This window comes from Nocardia sp. NBC_01327 (genome assembly GCF_035958815.1).
Lineage (GTDB): Bacteria > Actinomycetota > Actinomycetes > Mycobacteriales > Mycobacteriaceae > Nocardia.
In genome coordinates this window covers 6,383,673-6,399,957 of the sequence record NZ_CP108383.1, presented here as the reverse complement: position 1 = coordinate 6,399,957, position 16,285 = coordinate 6,383,673, and the positions used below count along the sequence as shown (strand labels likewise).

17 protein-coding genes are annotated in these 16,285 nt (G+C 65.5%); 15 read left to right on the top strand and 2 right to left on the bottom strand.

Features of this window, described 5'->3' with window-relative positions:
• Positions 1-2 precede the first annotated feature (2 nt).
• From OG326_RS29460 to OG326_RS29395, 14 genes are all read left to right on the top strand, one after another.
• Positions 3-1,094, top strand: coding sequence for an MCE family protein (locus tag OG326_RS29460; protein ID WP_327140389.1), 1,092 nt, complete (start codon positions 3-5; stop codon positions 1,092-1,094).
• Entirely contained in the window at positions 1,091-2,143 is a 1,053-nt protein-coding gene (locus OG326_RS29455; protein ID WP_327140388.1) for an MlaD family protein, read from the top strand. Before OG326_RS29460 ends, OG326_RS29455 begins: the two co-directional genes overlap by 4 nt.
• Positions 2,144-2,154: 11 nt before the next feature.
• Positions 2,155-3,210: an MCE family protein gene (locus OG326_RS29450; protein WP_327140387.1), complete on the top strand. Its 1,056-nt coding sequence runs from the start codon at positions 2,155-2,157 to the stop codon at positions 3,208-3,210.
• Positions 3,210-4,328 carry an MCE family protein gene (locus tag OG326_RS29445; RefSeq protein WP_327140386.1) on the top strand — a complete coding sequence of 373 codons (1,119 nt, stop codon included), beginning with the start codon at positions 3,210-3,212 and terminating at the stop codon, positions 4,326-4,328. Before OG326_RS29450 ends, OG326_RS29445 begins: the two co-directional genes overlap by 1 nt.
• Positions 4,325-5,413 carry an MCE family protein gene (locus tag OG326_RS29440; RefSeq protein WP_327140385.1) on the top strand — a complete coding sequence of 363 codons (1,089 nt, stop codon included), beginning with the start codon at positions 4,325-4,327 and terminating at the stop codon, positions 5,411-5,413. The genes OG326_RS29445 and OG326_RS29440 overlap by 4 nt, the downstream gene beginning before the upstream one ends.
• A complete protein-coding gene (locus tag OG326_RS29435) occupies positions 5,410-6,603 on the top strand; it encodes an MlaD family protein (protein WP_327140384.1) in 1,194 nt (397 codons plus the stop codon). The genes OG326_RS29440 and OG326_RS29435 overlap by 4 nt, the downstream gene beginning before the upstream one ends.
• A 171-nt stretch (positions 6,604-6,774) precedes the next feature.
• Positions 6,775-7,260 carry a hypothetical protein gene (locus tag OG326_RS29430; RefSeq protein ID WP_327140383.1) on the top strand — a complete coding sequence of 162 codons (486 nt, stop codon included), beginning with the start codon at positions 6,775-6,777 and terminating at the stop codon, positions 7,258-7,260.
• A 130-nt stretch (positions 7,261-7,390) separates the two neighbouring features.
• Complete coding sequence (locus tag OG326_RS29425) at positions 7,391-8,596, top strand: lipid-transfer protein (RefSeq protein WP_327140382.1); 1,206 nt, start codon at positions 7,391-7,393, stop codon at positions 8,594-8,596.
• 59 nt (positions 8,597-8,655) lie between these two features.
• Positions 8,656-9,099, top strand: a complete 444-nt coding sequence (locus OG326_RS29420; protein WP_327140381.1) for a type II toxin-antitoxin system Rv0910 family toxin — start codon at positions 8,656-8,658, stop codon at positions 9,097-9,099.
• Positions 9,100-9,124: 25 nt separating this feature from the next.
• On the top strand, positions 9,125-9,988 hold the full coding sequence (locus OG326_RS29415) for a MaoC/PaaZ C-terminal domain-containing protein (protein ID WP_327140380.1): 864 nt from the start codon (positions 9,125-9,127) through the stop codon (positions 9,986-9,988).
• A 57-nt stretch (positions 9,989-10,045) separates the two neighbouring features.
• Positions 10,046-10,918 (top strand): SDR family oxidoreductase, encoded by an 873-nt coding sequence (locus OG326_RS29410; protein ID WP_327140379.1) that lies wholly within the window; start codon positions 10,046-10,048, stop codon positions 10,916-10,918.
• A gap of 28 nt (positions 10,919-10,946) precedes the next feature.
• Complete coding sequence (locus OG326_RS29405) at positions 10,947-12,197, top strand: acyl-CoA dehydrogenase family protein (RefSeq protein WP_327140378.1); 1,251 nt, start codon at positions 10,947-10,949, stop codon at positions 12,195-12,197.
• Entirely contained in the window at positions 12,194-13,048 is an 855-nt protein-coding gene (locus tag OG326_RS29400) for an alpha/beta fold hydrolase (protein ID WP_327140377.1), read from the top strand. The genes OG326_RS29405 and OG326_RS29400 overlap by 4 nt, the downstream gene beginning before the upstream one ends.
• Before the next feature lie 15 nt (positions 13,049-13,063).
• A complete protein-coding gene (locus OG326_RS29395; protein ID WP_327140376.1) occupies positions 13,064-14,848 on the top strand; it encodes an AMP-dependent synthetase/ligase in 1,785 nt (594 codons plus the stop codon).
• 73 nt (positions 14,849-14,921) lie between these two features.
• On the opposite strand, the gene OG326_RS29390 is transcribed toward OG326_RS29395, so the two are convergent.
• Positions 14,922-15,242: a hypothetical protein gene (locus tag OG326_RS29390; protein WP_327140375.1), complete on the bottom strand. Its 321-nt coding sequence runs from the start codon at positions 15,240-15,242 to the stop codon at positions 14,922-14,924.
• A gap of 90 nt (positions 15,243-15,332) precedes the next feature.
• On the opposite strand from OG326_RS29390, the gene OG326_RS29385 reads away from it, so the two are divergent.
• On the top strand, positions 15,333-15,704 hold the full coding sequence (locus OG326_RS29385) for an anti-sigma factor antagonist (protein ID WP_327140374.1): 372 nt from the start codon (positions 15,333-15,335) through the stop codon (positions 15,702-15,704).
• Between the two features lie 52 nt (positions 15,705-15,756).
• On the opposite strand, the gene OG326_RS29380 is transcribed toward OG326_RS29385, so the two are convergent.
• On the bottom strand, positions 15,757-16,185 hold the full coding sequence (locus OG326_RS29380) for an ATP-binding protein (protein ID WP_327140373.1): 429 nt from the start codon (positions 16,183-16,185) through the stop codon (positions 15,757-15,759).
• Positions 16,186-16,285: the final 100 nt, after the last annotated feature.

Genomic DNA, 16,285 nt, shown 5'->3' with positions numbered 1-16,285 from the left:
ATATGATCAAGGATCCAAGCGGGCGCGGGCCGAGCGGCCGCCGGCTGCTGTTCGCCGGAATCGCGCTCATCGTGGTGATCTCGATGGCCACAACGCTTTTGCTGCTGCGCTACAGCGGGGTCTTCACCGATAAGGTGCCGATCGTCGCGGAGCTGACCTCCACCGGCGACGGACTGCCCGCCGGCTCGGATGTGAAGTTCCGCGGGCTCACCGTCGGCCGGGTGCGCAGTTCCGCCTTCGCCGCCAGTGGTGAGGTGCAGCGGGTCGCGATCGACCTGAAACCGCAGTACGCCGACGGCGTGCCGTCCACCGTCACCGCACGAGTGGTGCCCGCCAACATCTTCGCCGTCACCTCGATCGAGCTGCTCGACAACGGTCCCGCGAAACCGGTGACCTCGGGCACCGTGGTCCAGCAGGACAGGACCAGGGAAACCGTTGCGTTGCAATCGGCGTTGACCACCTTCCGCACTGTCCTGACCAAGCTCGATCCGGACAAGCTCGGACGGATCCTGACCTCGCTCTCGGACGCGCTGAACGGGAGCGCCCGCATGCCGGGGTCGACCCTCGAGCGCCTGGACCGCTGGCTCACCGCGGTCGATCAGGTGGACATCGCCGCGGATCTGCAGAATTTCACCACTGCGGCAGCGGGTCTCGATCAATCCGCGCCCGCGCTCATCGATGTGCTGAGCCGGTCGGTCGCCACCGCGCGCACGATCGCCGACCGCCGAGATCGGCTGACCGCGCTGCTGACCGGCGCGGGCAGCACCGTGGACGTGGTCAACGGACTCTTCGCGCGCAACCCGAACACCGGCAAGGAGCTGGTCGGCGGCCTGGCCGACACCTTCGGCGCACTGGCCGCCGATCCCGATGCGCTCCCGCAGTCCATGGTCAATTTCAGCGACACCCTGCGCAAGTTCTCCACGACCTTCCACGAGGGCGCCGGCGGGAAATTGATGTGGCAGTGGAATATCGCGGTCTCGCTTACCCCGTTCCGGCCCTACACCGCCGCCGACTGCCCGCGCTACGGCGCGCTCACCGGGCCGAGTTGCGCGACGGCCCCGCAGGACACCTCGGAAGGAGGCCCGGGACATTGAGTTACCGCAAACCGCTGATCGGATTCAGCCTGTTCGCCATCGCATCGGTCCTGGTGACCTGGATCGTCTGGTCGACACTGCAGCGCACTGTTCCCGGCGATACCAATGACTACTCGGCGACGTTCTCCGATGCCTACGGACTGCATCCCGGTGACGATGTGCGGATGGCGGGCGTGCGGGTCGGCCGCGTGCACTCGGTGGCGCTCGACAGCGATCACAATGCCCGCGTCACGTTCCAGGTGCAGCGCACTCAGTCGCTGTTCACCGATACCAAAGCCATGATTCGCTATCAGAATCTGATCGGTCAGCGCTATGTCGCGCTCGCGCCGGGCAGTGGAAACGGTGCACCGCTCGCCGACCACGGCGCCATCCCGCTGCACGCCGCGGACGGCTCGTTCCAGACCGAGCCCTCCTTCGACGTGTCCGCGCTGCTGGGCGGGTTCGAACCGCTGTTCAGCGCACTGAAGCCCGATCAGATCAACTCGCTGTCGAGCACATTGATCCTTGCCCTGCAGGGCGACAACGTGTCGTTGAGCGCCTTCATCACCCAGGCCGCCGCGGTCGCCGCACAATTCCAGCAGCGGGATCAGATTCTCGGTGATGTGATCGACAACCTGAGCGGGGTCATCACCGGATTGGCCGCGCGCGGAGGGGAATTGGATTCCCTGATCAATCGGACCACCGATCTGGTCACCGGGCTGCACGCCCAGGGCCAGGCGCTGCTGCAATCGACTCAGCAGGTCGCCGATGCCACCGGATCGGTCGCGAACATGGTGGGACAGGTGCAAACCCAGCTGCGCACGGCGCAGAATTCCACGACCGCGGCATTCGACCTGTTGATCGGCAATGGCGCGAAGCTCGATCAAGCCGCGATCGACCTGCCGAAGATTCTGCTCGGGCTGTCGCATCTCACCGAGAACGGCGCCTACGCGAACGCCTATGCCTGTGAGCTCGACATCTCCCTGTACGGCGTGCTGTTCCCGCCGGGGATGCTGCCGGCCATCGTGAAGTCCGTTCTGGGCGAACGTCATTCGGAGGTATGCCGATGAAGATGCCGACAATGGGAAGGCCGGTCCGGTTCCGCCCGGCGCGACTGCTCTCCCGATTCCGCACCGACTCACCGACCGCACGCCATCGGCGAACCGGTCTGCTCGGGGCACTCGTCATCGCCGCACTGCTCATCGGATCGAGCATGTACAACTCGCTCGGCATCGGGGAGAAGACCGTGCTCGCCGAATTCGCCCAGGCGGCGGGGTTGAAGTCCGGTGACAAGGTGCGGGTCGCGGGCATCGAGGTGGGCCGGGTCGTGGGCGCCGAGATCGAGGGCGATCACGTGCTGGCGACCCTGCACGTCGACAGCGGGCTGGAGTTCGGACCCGATGCCAGTGCGGAGATCAAGACCTCGACGATTCTCGGCGGCACCTACGTCGGGCTGGTGACAGGGCACGGGCACGGGTTGCCGGGTGGGCGAATCACGCTGTCGCACACCGTGGTCCCGTTCAACCTCGCCAAGATCGTGCAGGATCCGGACTATCCGTCGCAGTTCGATCGCCTCGATCGGATCGACACCGGCAAGGTCGCCGACATGATCGGCGTGCTCGGCGCCCAACTGGGCGATTCGCCGCAGCTCACCGCGACAGCGCTCGACAGCGTCGGCGCGCTGGCGAAAACCATCGATGCCCGGCGCGGTCAGGTGGAAGCGCTGGTGAGGGGCCTGGACCAGGTGTCGGGCATTCTCGACGACAACCGGAACAACATTCTGCTGATCATGGTGAAAGCCGGTGCGATCGGCGACCGGGTCAATGAGCGCAGGCAGATGGTGCAGAGCCTGCTCGACAATATGGCCGCGCTCTCGCGGCAGTTCCAGCAGATCGGTGCGGAGAACGACGCGCAGTTCGGCCCGATGATCAGCCAGCTGGCCACCATGAGCGCGGGCCTCGAGAAGAACCGGAAGCAACTCGACCAGCTGCTGCAGATCATGCCGATTGCGGTGCGCCAGGTCGACAATGCCTTCGGCAATGGCAATTACGGCGATGTGTGGGCGCCCTGGGGACCCATTACCGACCAGATGCTCTGCGGCGTTCCCGGAGCTCCGATTATCGAGGGGTGCCGGTGATGAGACTTCGCCGAATCGCGATGACCGTCGCCGCGGTCTGCGCGGCAGCGACGACCGGAGGCTGCGGGGCGCTCGCCGAACACGGCCCGTTTGCCGACAAGATCCATGTGACAGCCGATTTCGCGAATATCGCCGGAGTCTATGAGGGCAATGACGTCTCGCTGCTCGGGTTGAAGATCGGCCAGATCGACAAGATCGTGGCGCACGGCACCTACGCCACCGTGTCGATGACGATTACCGCCCACACCCCGGTCCCGGCCGATGCCATCGCCGCCACGCTCTCGCCTTCGCTGGTGACCAACCGGCATATCGAACTCGCGCCGGCCTACTCCGGCAAGGGGCCGAAACTCGCTGACGGAGATCATATTCCGTGCGGCAGTCCCTGCGGATTGGACGGTCCGGCACGGACGCGGACCCCGGTCGACCTGGACCGGGTGCTGGCCACGGTCGACAATATCGCCACCTCGTTGAAGAGTAAGGGCGGCGCCGAAGGCCCGCTGTCGGGTGCGGCGCTCGCGCAGGTGCTCAGCGGTAATGGCGACAAGATCAAGGAGACGATCGCCGCGCTGTCACAGTCGGTGCAGCTCGGCCTGGACAATGGCGACGCTCTCTCCCGAATCGTGGTCCGGCTCAACGACATCACACAGATCATCGCCGGCAATGACCAGGCGGTCCGCGAATTCAGCGGCCAGACCACACAATTGAGCCAGTTGCTCGCCGACCAGGCGCCCGGTATGCAGGCGGTGCTCGCCCAGCTCAACGACTTCCTCGCCAATACTGCCACCGTGCTGCAGCAGAATCGCGGTCAACTCGGTGACGCGCTGACCGGGCTCACCGCCACCACCGGTCAGTTGAAAGACAATGCGCGCAATCTGATCGAGATCGTGGACGTCACGCCACTGCTGTTCCGCAATCTCGACAATGCCACGATGCGCGATCAGGGACAGATCCGGCTGCACTTCCTGGTGGACAAGTCACTGCTCGACGGCGAGGCGCTGAGCGTGTTCTGCTCCCGGATCCAGATGCGCTCCGACGGCTGCCGCACCGGCAAGGTGTCGGACTTCGGACCGGACTTCGGCCTCACCGCCCTGCTGCTCGGATTGACGGGTGACAAATGACATTCACCCGTACGCGCCTGCTGACACCCGTGCTGGTGGCCGCCGCGCTCGGCTCGCTGACCGGCTGCGGTCTGACCGTCGAGAACCTGCCGCTGCCCCGGCCGGGTGTCGGTTCGGACGGCTATACCATCCACGCGATCTTCGGCAATGCCCTCAATCTGCCCGCATCGGCCCATGTGAAGATCGGCGGCTCGGATGTCGGTGAGGTGACCGCCATCTCGACCCGGAACTTCCTCGCCGACGTCCGGATGAGCATTCGCGGGGATGTACAGCTTCCCGCGAATGCGACCGCCGAACTCCGGCAGGCCACTCCGCTCGGTGATGTGTTCGTGGCGATCACGCTGCCGCCGCGCTCGCCCGATCAGCAACTGCTGCGGCCCGGTGACACGATTGCGCAGCAGAACACCTCGGCGGGTGCGTCGGTGGAGGACCTGCTGCTGTCGGTAGCGACGCTGGTCAATGGCGGTGCGCTGAATCGGATCGCGAATGTGGCCACCGAGCTGAATTCGATGGTCGCCGGTCGCGGACCGGTGCTTTCGCATCTGATCACCGAAATGACCTCTGTGACAACGGCATTGAATCAACGCTCCGATCAATTCGATGGCCTGCTCGGCCGGATGAACGGTGTGCTCGCACAATTCGAGCAGCGCCGCGCCGAACTGGGCGCTGTCGCGGACACCGTCCCCGCGATGATCGGCGCGATCGCCGACGACAACAAGAAGATCGGTGATCTGCTGAGCAAGATCGCGGTCACCAGCGCAGCGCTCGACGATTTCGCCAAGACCTCGACGAATGACCTGTCGGCATTGCTCGACAGCACCGAGCGGCTGACCTCCAGCCTGGCCCGCATGGGCGACAATTTCGCGGGCACCCTCGATGCCCTGCACGAGGTCACGCCGAAACTGCTGAGCACCCTGCGCGGCAACACGATGGCCTTCTACGGCACCGCGACCTACCTCGGCATCGGGGCGCTCTACGACCCGGGCAGCAGGGTGCCCGACGGTACCGATGCCACTGCTTTCACCGGCAGTCTGCTCGATGTGCTGCAACGGGTCTACGCCCGCGTGACGGGGGGACAGCGATGAGCGTGCTGCGAAATCTGCTGCGGCGCAAGGTGCTGCTGACCAACCTCGGGCTGGTCTTCGCACTGCTGCTGGGCGGCGGCTACCTGTTCGCGGGGCTCGCCGATATCAACCCGCTGCGCGATACCTATACGGTCCGGATCGAGCTGACTCGCTCCGGCGGGCTGATGGACAAGAGCGACGTCACCCTGCGCGGCTACCGCATCGGCCGGATCACCTCGATCCGCCTGACCGGCACGGGTCTGGAGGCGCTCGCGCAGATCAATTCCTCGGCGCGCGTCCCCGCGGGCGGAATCGTTGCCGTGCAGTCACTTTCAGCGGTGGGGGAGCAGTACCTGGACTTCCGGCCGACCTCCAACGACGGCCCGTATCTGGCGGACGGTGCGGTGATTCGCGCCGAGGACGTCACCACTCCGGTGCCGATGGCGGATGTGCTGCAGAATTCGGAGGCCCTGATCGCCCAGCTCGATCCGGCCACCGACCCGAATCGATTCCAGACCATCATCGCCGAGCTCGACAAGGCGCTCGGCGGCGGACCGGATCAGTTGCGCAATCTCATCTCCGGAATCAGCGCCCTCACCGTCGGCATGGACAATCTGCTGCCGCAGACCGTCGCGCTGCTGCAGAATCTGCGCACCATCGCGGCGACGACCGCTCAGATCCAGCCGGATCTGGGCACCCTCACCCGCAATTCGAGCACCCTGTTCGGGCAGCTCACCGCCGCCGACGGCGAATTGCGCCGCATGCTCGACCTCGGTCCCGGTGAACTGGCGACGCTCGGCGGGGTGCTGAGTGAAACCTCCGATCCGGTCACGAATCTCGCGACGAACTTCCTGGCCATCGCGCGCTCGGCCCGGCTGCGCACACCGGCGATTCGGGAGTTGTTCCCGGCGCTACGGGATGGGGCCGGGGCGCTCGGGGTGCCGATCCATGACGGCGTTTTCAATACGCTCGTCGATATCTGGCCGCGCCAGACATGCGAGTACGAGACCGTGCCGGTATCGCCGACACAGCTGAGCGGGCCGACCGTCCGCCGCTGGAACTACTGCGTCACCAATAATCCCGCCCTGCAGATCCGCGGCTCCGCCAATGCGCCCCGGCCCGATCTGCCGGACAACGGCGCGACGCGGCCGCCCGGGGTGGACCCGGACGAGCGCTCGGTACCGGTCGACACCGCAAGTCCGCCACGCTGACCGGCCGCGCATGTCATGCCCGGCACTACCTTCGACCCAGAGCGAGACCAGATGACCTCCACCGATACCGAATCCGCCGAACCGACCGAACCTGCGGAAGAACCGACGGCCGCGGCCGGGCGCCGGTGGTCTCGGCCCGTCCGAATCGCCGCCGTGGCTCTCGCAGTCCTGGTGCCGATATCGCTTGCCGCCCTGGCATTTTCCCGCGATCACAGCAGCCGGGAGACCTTCGACGCGGAGTCGTCCGCGCGCGATGCGGCATGCGCTTATGCGAAAGCACTGACCAACTACGACGCGCAGAGCATCGACACCTACGTCGCGACCGTATTGGCCGGCGCCACAGGGGATTTCAAGACCGAGTTCGGCAAGACCAGTGGCGAGCTGAAGGACGTGATCGTCCAGGCGAAGATCCAGTCGCAGAACCGCGATGCGCGATGCGGTGTCGACACCGCGAACGGCACCCACGCGGAGGTGGTCGTCGCCATGAGCGTATCGATCAGCAGCCTGGGCACCCAGGGGAAACCGGTGCCGAGCCAGATCTCACTGGTGGCATCGCTGGACCGGATCGACGGTCGATGGCTGGTGAGCAAGCTCGACGCGCCCGCACTGCAGCCGCTGCGGGCAGCCGATCCGCCGGTCGAGCCACATGCTAATTGACATTCACATATGAAGAGAAATAGTGCCACGGTGCTGTCCTATTGCCATGTTACATGCAGATGTGTATGTTAACTGAGAATCCTGAACCGCACGTCCGCTGCGGGTTCGGGTAGGCAACAGGAGGTGTGCAATGGCGAACAAGGTCTATGTCGTCGGGGTTGGCATGACGAAGTTCGAGAAGCCCGGCCGTCGGAAGAACGAGGACGGCAGCGCCTGGGACTATCCCCAGATGGCCCGGGAGTCGGGCACCAAGGCTCTGGCGGACGCGGGCATCGACTACCGCGAGGTGCAGGAGGCCTACGTCGGTTACGTCTACGGCGAATCGACCTCCGGACAGCGCGCGGTGTACGAACTGGGCATGACCGGTATCCCGGTCGCCAACGTCAATAACAACTGCTCGACCGGCTCCACCGCGCTCTACCTGGCGGCGCGGGCCATCAAGGGCGGTCTCGCGGACTGCACGCTGGCGCTCGGTTTCGAGAAGATGAACCCCGGCTCGCTCGGCGCCATGTACGAGGACCGTGAGCAGCCGATGGCCAACCATATGGAGAAGCTGGCGCAGATCTCCGAGGTGCTCTTCCCGCCCGCGCCCTGGATGTTCGGCGCCGCCGGTCGTGAGCATATGAAGGAATTCGGTACCACCGCAGAGCATTTCGCGAAGATCGGGTACAAGAACCACCGGCATTCGGTCAATAATCCGTATGCGCAGTTCCAGGACGAGTACTCGCTCGACGAGATCCTCGGCTCGCGGATGATCTACGATCCGCTGACGAAACTGCAGTGCTCGCCGACCTCGGACGGTTCCGGCGCGGCCATTCTGGCCAGCGAGGCGTTCGTCGACAAGCACGGGCTCGCCGGCCAGGCGGTGGAGATCGTCGGGCAGGCCATGACCACCGACTTCGAATCCAGTTTCGATGGGTCCGCCAAGAACATCATCGGCTACGACATGAATGTGCAAGCCGCACAGCAGGTATACCGGCAGTCCGGCCTCGGCGCCGAGGACTTCCAGGTCATCGAGCTGCACGACTGCTTCTCCGCCAACGAACTACTGCTGTACGAGGCGCTGGGGCTGTGTGCCGAGGGTGAGGCGGGTGCGCTGATCGACGCGGGCGACACCACCTACGGCGGTCGCTGGGTGGTCAACCCCTCCGGCGGGCTCATCTCGAAGGGACACCCTTTGGGCGCAACGGGTTTGGCGCAGTGCGCCGAGCTCACCTGGCAGCTGCGCGGCACCGCCGACAAGCGTCAGGTCGACAACGTCACCGCCGCCCTGCAGCACAACATCGGTCTCGGCGGCGCTGCCGTCGTCACCGCCTATCAGCGCGCGGAACGCTGAGCTCGCGAAGCTCCGGCACTGCGCTGACCACTATCGAAATCTGTACGAGGAGAATGCAAATGGGACACGTCGAATCCACCAGGGACCTTTCCGCCACCCCCGCTGCCGTATGGAGCGTCATCTCCGATCCGCAGACGTGGGACAAATGGTTCACCATCCACGACGGCTGGCTCGAACAGCCTCCGGTCGGTCTGTCGGTCGGTACCCGGCTGGTCGAGAAGATCGTCATGCTCGGCATGGCCAATAAACTCGAATGGGATATCACCGCATTCGACGAGGGCTCGAAGATCACGCTCGCGGGCACCGGCATGGCGGGCGTCAAGGTCGAATTCTCCTTCCTCGTCGCGCCCGCCGCGACCGGCTCGACCTTCTCCGTCATCGGCGATTTCGAAGGCGCGCTGATCAAGGGTGCGCTCGGCAAGGCGGTCGAGAAGGACTTCGGCAAGCAGCTGGACAAGTCCGTCGCGAAGCTCGACCAGCTCGCCGTCGGCGCAGCGGCCTGATCCCGGGATCGGAAGGACGGCAGTGATGTCCGAGGAAGAACTGGCATTCGACGATGCCGGCCTGAATGTATGGAGCGATGAGGAGAAGTTCACGGTCGACCGTGAACGCCTGATCGACTACGCGAAGGCGACCAATGACCCGATCGCGGCGCACCTGAGCGGTGATCTCGCACCGCCGGTCTTCGCCATCGTCCCGGTGTTCGATTCGATGCTCTCTCCGGCACTGGATGTGGTGCCGCTCGAGCTGATCGCGCGCGGTGTGCACGGCGAGCAGGATTTCCGTTTCCATCGGCCGATCCAGCCGGGCGACGTACTGATCTCCCGGGCCAAGATGACCGGCTACGAGGGTCTGGCGAACGGCACTCGCGCAGCGGTGTTCATCGAATGCCGCACCGAATCGGGCGAACTCGTCAACGAGCAGTACGTGACGATGTTCTTCCGGGGCTTCGACGCGGGCAAGATCGAGGGCGAGCTCAGCCCCGGGCACAAGTTCGACGCGAGTCTGCGTGAGCAGGCCCCGCTGGCCACGCTCGTGCAGCATGTCGATGCGGATCAGACGTTCCGGTACTCACCGGCGTCGGGCGATCCGATGCCTATCCACCTGGACGCGGAAGTCGCGAAAGACGCTGGGCTGCCCGGCATCATCGCGCACGGTCTGTGCACCATGGCGTTCACCTCCTGGGCGGTGCTGACGCAGGTCGGCGGCTCGGATGTGCGGCGGCTCAAGCGATTTGCGGTGCGCTTCTCGAAGATGGTCATCCCCGGCGACGACCTGGAGACCCGGATCTGGCGCAAGGGGTCCGAGAACGGTGTGACCACCTACGCCTTCGAGACCGCGCGCGGCGGCGACCTTGTCATCACCGACGGCCTGGCCGAGATCGCGGACTGAATACCAACCTTTCGGCGCCTGGCGCACAAGGAATTTCGTACTGAGGAGTGGAGAACCATGGGTGCACTGGCAGGGCGCGTCGCCGTCATCACGGGCGCGGGGCGCGGTATCGGCCGTGAACATGCGCTGCTTTTCGCGAAGGAGGGCGCGTCGGTCGTGGTCAATGACCTCGGCGGCAGCAACTCCGGTGAGGGTTCCGATGCCGGACCCGCGCAGGACGTCGTCGACGAGATCATCGCGGCGGGCGGCAGGGCCGTCGCGAACACGGACAATGTCGCGACGTGGGCGGGCGCGGAAGCGCTTGTCACACAGGCGATCAGCGCATTCGGCGGTCTGGATGTGGTGGTGAACAATGCGGGCATCCTGCGCGACAGCTTTATCGCCGCCATGACGGAGTCGCAGTGGGATTCGGTGCTGGCGGTGCATCTGAAGGGTCATGCGGCGGTGCTGCATCATGCGGCCGCCTACTGGAAGGCGCAGTCCAAAGCCGGAAATCAGCCCAATGCCGCTGTCATCAATACGGCATCGGCCTCGGGAACCACTGTGCCGCAGGCGGGTCAGACCAATTACGGCGCGGCCAAGGCGGGGATCGCCGCGCTGACCCTGGTCGCCGCCGATGAGCTCGAGCGCTACGGCGTGCGGGTGAACGCGATCGCCCCGATCGCCCGCACCCGGCTCACCGAGGCCACCCCCGGTATGGGCGCGATCTTCTCCGCCGAGGTCGAGGAGGGTGAGTACGACTACTTCAGCCCCGCCAATATCTCGCCCGTGGTGGCCTATCTCGCGACCGAGAAGTGCCCGCTGACCGGTCAGGTCTTCGCGGTGCAGGGCGGTGCGATCTCCACCCTCGCCGGCTGGCACGACGTCAAGACCATCGAGGCCGAGGGCCCGTGGGTGATCGACGATATCGCCGCCCGCCTGCCCAACTGAATAACCTTCTCGTACAAGGGAGTACGTCATGATCGAGTGGTCCGAGACCGACCTGATGATCCGCGACAGCATCAAGGGATTCATCGATCAAGAGATCCGGCCCAATATCGATGAGCTCGAGCATGGCGATCTGCCGCCGTACGAGATCATCCGGAAGATGTTCACCGCCTTCGGCATTGCCGATATGGCGCGGGAGAACTTCTTCAAGACGATTGCCAGGGAGAAGGCGAAGGCCGCCGCCCTGGCCGCGGGTGAGGAACCGGCGCCGAGGAAGAACAGGTCCGGCGGCGGGATGCCGATGTCGATGGCATTCGCCGCGTTCTCCGAGATCTGCAAGGTGGCCATGGGCGTCTCCACCGCCGCGGGCGTGAGCGTCGGCATGGCGGCGACCACCATTATGAGCCGCGGCACTACCGCGCAGAAGGAGCGGTGGGCACTGGACCTGCTGACCTTCGATAAGGTCGGGTCATGGGCGATCACCGAGCCCGAGGCGGGGTCGGACGCGTTCGGCGGCATGAAGACCACCGTCAAGCGGGACGGTGCGGACTACATCCTCAAGGGGCACAAGACCTTCATCACCAACGGTCCCTACGCCGACACCATCGTCGTCTACGCCAAGCTCGACGACGGCACCGGCGTGGACAAGCGGTCGCAGCCGGTGCTGACGTTCGTGCTGGATGCCGGAATGCCCGGACTGACCCAGTCCAAGCCGTTCCGCAAGATGGGCATGCACTCCTCGCCGACCGGCGAACTGTCCTTCGACAATGTGCGATTGAGCAGCGACCGGTTGCTCGGTGAGACCGAGGAGAACACGGGCGGTGACGGCCGCGCCAGCGCCCGGGCGAACTTCGTCTTCGAACGCGTCGCGGTGGGTGCGATGTCGCTGGGCATCATCGAGGAGTGCCGGCGGCTGAGTATCGACTACGCGAAGTCACGGCAGCTGTGGGGTAAGCGAATCGGCGACTTCCAGCTGATCCAGCTCAAGCTGGCGAAAATGGAGATCGCGCGAATCAATGTGCAGAACATGGTGTTCCGCGCCCTCGAGCTCGGCGCGGCGGGTACGCCCATGAATCTGGCCGAGGCCTCGGCCATCAAGCTCTACAGCTCCGAGGCGGCCACGGATGTGGCAATGGACGCGGTGCAGCTGTTCGGCGGCAATGGCTATATGAGCGAGTACCGCGTGGAACAGCTTGCGCGGGACGCGAAGTCGCTGATGATCTACGCCGGTAGCAATGAGGTCCAGGTCACCCATATCGCGAAGGGGCTACTCGGGAAATGATCACTGAGACCCGCGCGTCCTACAACGGCGTGCGCACGCGGGTGCTTTCGGTCGCGGGCAATGGCCTGCCGATGGTTCTGATGCACGGCTTCGCGGACAGCGCCGATACCTGGCGGGGGCTGCTGGCCGAATTCGAGGCGGCGGGGCGATCGGCGATCGCGGTCGATCTGCCCGGGTTCGGCGCGGCCGGAGCGTTGGCGCCCGGGCCGAGACTGCCGCAGCTCGACGCCTTCGCCGATGCGCTGATCGCCGAGATCGGACCGTGCGTACTGGTCGGCAATTCTCTCGGGGCCTGTACCGCCGTCCGGGCGGGAGGCCGGGGGTCGAGCGAAATCCGGGGTGTTGTCGCGGTGGACGAGCCGGTGCTGGCCTCGCATCTACTCGCGCGCATGGCGCGCGGGCGCCGAGATCCGTTCCGGCTGTTCACCGATCGGCAGTGTGTGCCGAAAGTCGTGCACCAGCGCATGGTGCGGGCGGCATTCGCCCGGTTGCTCTACGGCGATCCGAAACAGGCCGATCCCGAGGTGGTCGCGCGATTTGTCGACCAGGTTCCCGACGCGGCCCATATGAGAGTCATGCTGGCGGACGCTCGCCGGTACGGGCTCGAAACCGCCTCCGGTTACGACCTCGCGCGTTTCGCCTGCCCGCTGCTGGTCGTCCACGGGCGCAAGGATCGAATAATTCCGGTGCATGCCGGTGTGCGGCTGCACCAATCCGTTGCCGGCAGCACGCTGATCGTCATGCCGGAATCCGGGCATTGCCCGCAGATCGACGACCCGGCCGGACTTGCCGCGCATGTGCTGCGGTTCCTCGATTCGACACTCGACGGCCGGAACCATCAGGTGGGATAAGTGGGAGATTTCAGAGTGACCGAAACGATTGCCGCCGCGCCCGGCACACTGTGTGCGGCGTTCCAGCTCAATGTGATTCGATACGCGGAGCGGGTGGCGCTGCGCACTCCGGGCGGCGATGTCCGGATAACGTGGCGCGAGTACGGCGAGCGGGTCCGCACCCTCGCCGCCGGATTGGCCGGTCTGGGAGTACGGCCGGGGGACACCGTCGCCTTGATGCTGACCAACCGGCCCGAATTCCATGTGTGCGATACCGCGGCGCTGCACGCCGGGGCGACCCCGTTCTCGATGTACAACACCAACCCTCCCGAGATGCTGGCCTACCTCTTCGAGAATTCCGGGTGCCGGGTGGTGATCTGTGAGCGCCAGTTCGTGCCGCAGGTGCTCGCGGCGACCGCACTCGGCGGCAAGGTCGAGCACGTGATCTGCGTGGACGGCGAACCCGAGGGCACACTCGCGCTGGCCGCCGTCGAGGCCGCGCCCCTGGCGCACTTCGACTTCGACGCCGCCTGGCGATCGGTGGAGCCCGGCGACATCCTGACCATCGTCTACACCTCCGGCACCACCGGAATGCCGAAGGGCGTCGAACTCACCCACGCGAACTTCATGGCGAACGCGCTGCTGATCGATGAGCTCGGCGGCTGCGGCCCGGACGATCGCGTGGTGTCCTACCTGCCCGATGCGCACGCGGCGAACCGGTGGATCGCGCACTACGCGAATTTGCTTCGCGGAGTGCAGATTACGACGGTGGCCGATCGCAGGGAGGTGCTCGGAGCATTGAGCGATGCGCGGCCGACCATGTTCGTCGGCGTTCCGCAGATGTGGATGAAGGTCAAGGCGGCCCTGGAAGGATCGGTGGCAGGCGAGTCAAGTCCGGTCAAGCGCGCGCTGGCCGGCTGGGCGCTGCGCACCGGGCAGGAGCGGGCACGCCGGGAATCGGACCGGGAGCCGATTGCCTTGGCGCTCAAGGCTCAACATCTGCTCGCGGACAAGCTGGTGCTGTCGAAGGTGCGGGAGAAACTGGGCTTGGACCAGGTGCGCATCGGTGTCTCGGGCGCCGCGCCTATTCCGCCCGAGGTGCATCGGTTCATGCTGGGGCTCGGCATTACAGTGTGCGAGGCCTGGGGCATGTCCGAACTGACCGCGGCGGCGACGGTCAATCGGCCCGATGACATTCGGGTGGGGACGGTCGGCCGCGCGGTCCCCGGCGCGGAGATCGAGGTCGCCGCGGACGGTGAGCTGCTGGTGCGCGGTCCGATGCTGATGAAGGGATACCGCAACGATCCCGAAAAGACCGCCGAGGCAGTCGATTCCGGCGGCTGGCTGCATACCGGTGACGTCGGGACCATCGACGAGGCCGGCTTCGTGCGAATCATCGATCGCAAGAAGGAATTGATCATCAATTCCTCCGGCAAGAACATGTCCCCGACGCATATCGAGAACTCCGTCGCCGTCGCCTGCCCGCTGATCGGCTCGGTGGTCGCGATCGGCGAACAACGCCCCTACATCGTGGCATTGGTGACCCTCGACCCCGACGCCATCGCGGCATTCGCGGAAAAGCACTCTCTGACAACAACATCAGTGCCCGAACTGGCAGCCCATCCGCTCGTCAAGGCCGAGATCGACGCGGGAATCGCAGCGGCCAACAACACCCTGGCAAGGGTCGAGCAGATCAAGAAATACACAATCCTGCCCGACACCTGGGAGCCGGGCGGCGACACCCTGACCCCCACGATGAAACTCAAACGCACACCGATCAACGCCAAATACGCCACCGAGATCGACGCCCTCTACCGCTGAACGCCCTCCGGGGCAGCGGCGCTTCCGGCGCTGCCGCCCCGATCGGTGGTGTCATGAATCCGATTGTGAAGAATTACTTCTTCGGGACCAGGATGCCGGTCAGGTCGGCGTTGCGGATGGGGGTGTCGGGGTTGGCCTGGGCCTTGCACATCAGGGTGATGGCGGTGATGGAGCCGTCTACGGTGTCGGGGCTGGGGGTTGGGGTGGTTTTGGTGTCGTTTTCGATGTATTTGCGGACGGTGATGCGCTGCTTGTCCTGATCTTGTGCGGTGAATTCACTGCAGGGAGTGTCGCCGCCCTTGTTGACGGCCTCCTTCGCCTGCTCGCACGCGCTCAGCAGCACTGTCGAGCTCAATGCCGCCAGTGCGAGGTAGGTGCGGTATCGACGGGCCATGGTGGCACTCCTCTGAGGTAGGGGGTTCTCCGTGCGCTGTATGCCCCGTGAGTCGATCGTGAAACGAACCTTCCGGTTATAGTGCCGACCGTGAACGAGGATGGGCAGGAACCGCGGGCGTCGGAGTTGCGAGTCGAGCATCGGATGATCGGCGAGGTCGCCGTGGTGGAGATACAGGGGGAGGTCGACGCCTCTACGGCCCCGCAATTGGCGGCGGCGGTGCTGGCCGGTCTCGAACGCACCGGGGTCCCGTACTGCATCCTCGACCTGACCGAGGTCGAATTCCTCGGCGGCGCGGGGTTGAAGACCCTCTCCGAGACCAATCGCGCGGCCGAAATCCGCCGGGAGCCACTGCGGATCGTGGTCGATGCGAATCGTCCTGTCATCCGTCCCCTCGAGATCTCCGGGCTCGAAGAGGTGCTCGCGCTCTATCACACCGTCGAAGAGGCCCTCGCCGGATGATGCGGATCGCCGGGGCTGCGAGCTTCGCGAAAGAGGCTGGCGGCCAGGCGGATCAGGCGCTGCTCATGGGGGAGTAGTTCGGCTTGTCGAGGGGCAGTTCTGCCCATACCGTTTTGAATTCCGGGTGACGGATGACTCCCCATGCGGTGGCGAGGCGGTCGATGACGATCATGCCGCGCCCGCCCGCCGAATTCGGGGTGCGCACCCGGGGGTCATCGGCTCCGCTGTCATCGACCTCGATCCGCAGTCGATTCGGGCCGCTCTGCAATCGGAGTCGGCAGCGCCGCGGCGAACCGCCGTGTTCGCGGGCATTGGCGACCATCTCCTCGACGACCAGGACCGCATCCTCGACGACGACACCGGTGTCCGGTGCGAGCAGCATCCGCACAGCATCCCTGATCAGGCGGCCCGACGTCGTATCGACGTCGAACTCCGGCGCCCGCTCATCGTCGCCGGAATGCGACCACAACGGTGAAGTCATCGCGTTCTCTTCCCGCTCTCTGCCGGCCGGAGTGCAGATGGCGTCCGGCTACCCAGAAACCTAGGTCATGCCCGCCGGACTGCGTTGAGCGCATCCAACC

Bases quoted from the DNA above. Each gene is read 5' to 3' on its own strand.
- OG326_RS29450 (WP_327140387.1), top strand. From the start codon at position 2,155: ATGGGAAGGCCGGTCCGGTTCCGCCCGGCGCGACTGCTCTCCCGATTC.
- OG326_RS29420 (WP_327140381.1), top strand. From the start codon at position 8,656: ATGGGACACGTCGAATCCACCAGGGACCTTTCCGCCACCCCCGCTGCC.
- OG326_RS29415 (WP_327140380.1), top strand. From the start codon at position 9,125: ATGTCCGAGGAAGAACTGGCATTCGACGATGCCGGCCTGAATGTATGG.
- OG326_RS29405 (WP_327140378.1), top strand. From the start codon at position 10,947: ATGATCGAGTGGTCCGAGACCGACCTGATGATCCGCGACAGCATCAAG.
- OG326_RS29445 (WP_327140386.1), top strand. From the start codon at position 3,210: ATGAGACTTCGCCGAATCGCGATGACCGTCGCCGCGGTCTGCGCGGCA.
- OG326_RS29400 (WP_327140377.1), top strand. From the start codon at position 12,194: ATGATCACTGAGACCCGCGCGTCCTACAACGGCGTGCGCACGCGGGTG.
- OG326_RS29425 (WP_327140382.1), top strand. From the start codon at position 7,391: ATGGCGAACAAGGTCTATGTCGTCGGGGTTGGCATGACGAAGTTCGAG.
- OG326_RS29410 (WP_327140379.1), top strand. From the start codon at position 10,046: ATGGGTGCACTGGCAGGGCGCGTCGCCGTCATCACGGGCGCGGGGCGC.
- OG326_RS29460 (WP_327140389.1), top strand. From the start codon at position 3: ATGATCAAGGATCCAAGCGGGCGCGGGCCGAGCGGCCGCCGGCTGCTG.
- OG326_RS29440 (WP_327140385.1), top strand. From the start codon at position 4,325: ATGACATTCACCCGTACGCGCCTGCTGACACCCGTGCTGGTGGCCGCC.
- OG326_RS29390 (WP_327140375.1), bottom strand. From the start codon at position 15,242: ATGGCCCGTCGATACCGCACCTACCTCGCACTGGCGGCATTGAGCTCG.
- OG326_RS29435 (WP_327140384.1), top strand. From the start codon at position 5,410: ATGAGCGTGCTGCGAAATCTGCTGCGGCGCAAGGTGCTGCTGACCAAC.
- OG326_RS29380 (WP_327140373.1), bottom strand. From the start codon at position 16,185: ATGACTTCACCGTTGTGGTCGCATTCCGGCGACGATGAGCGGGCGCCG.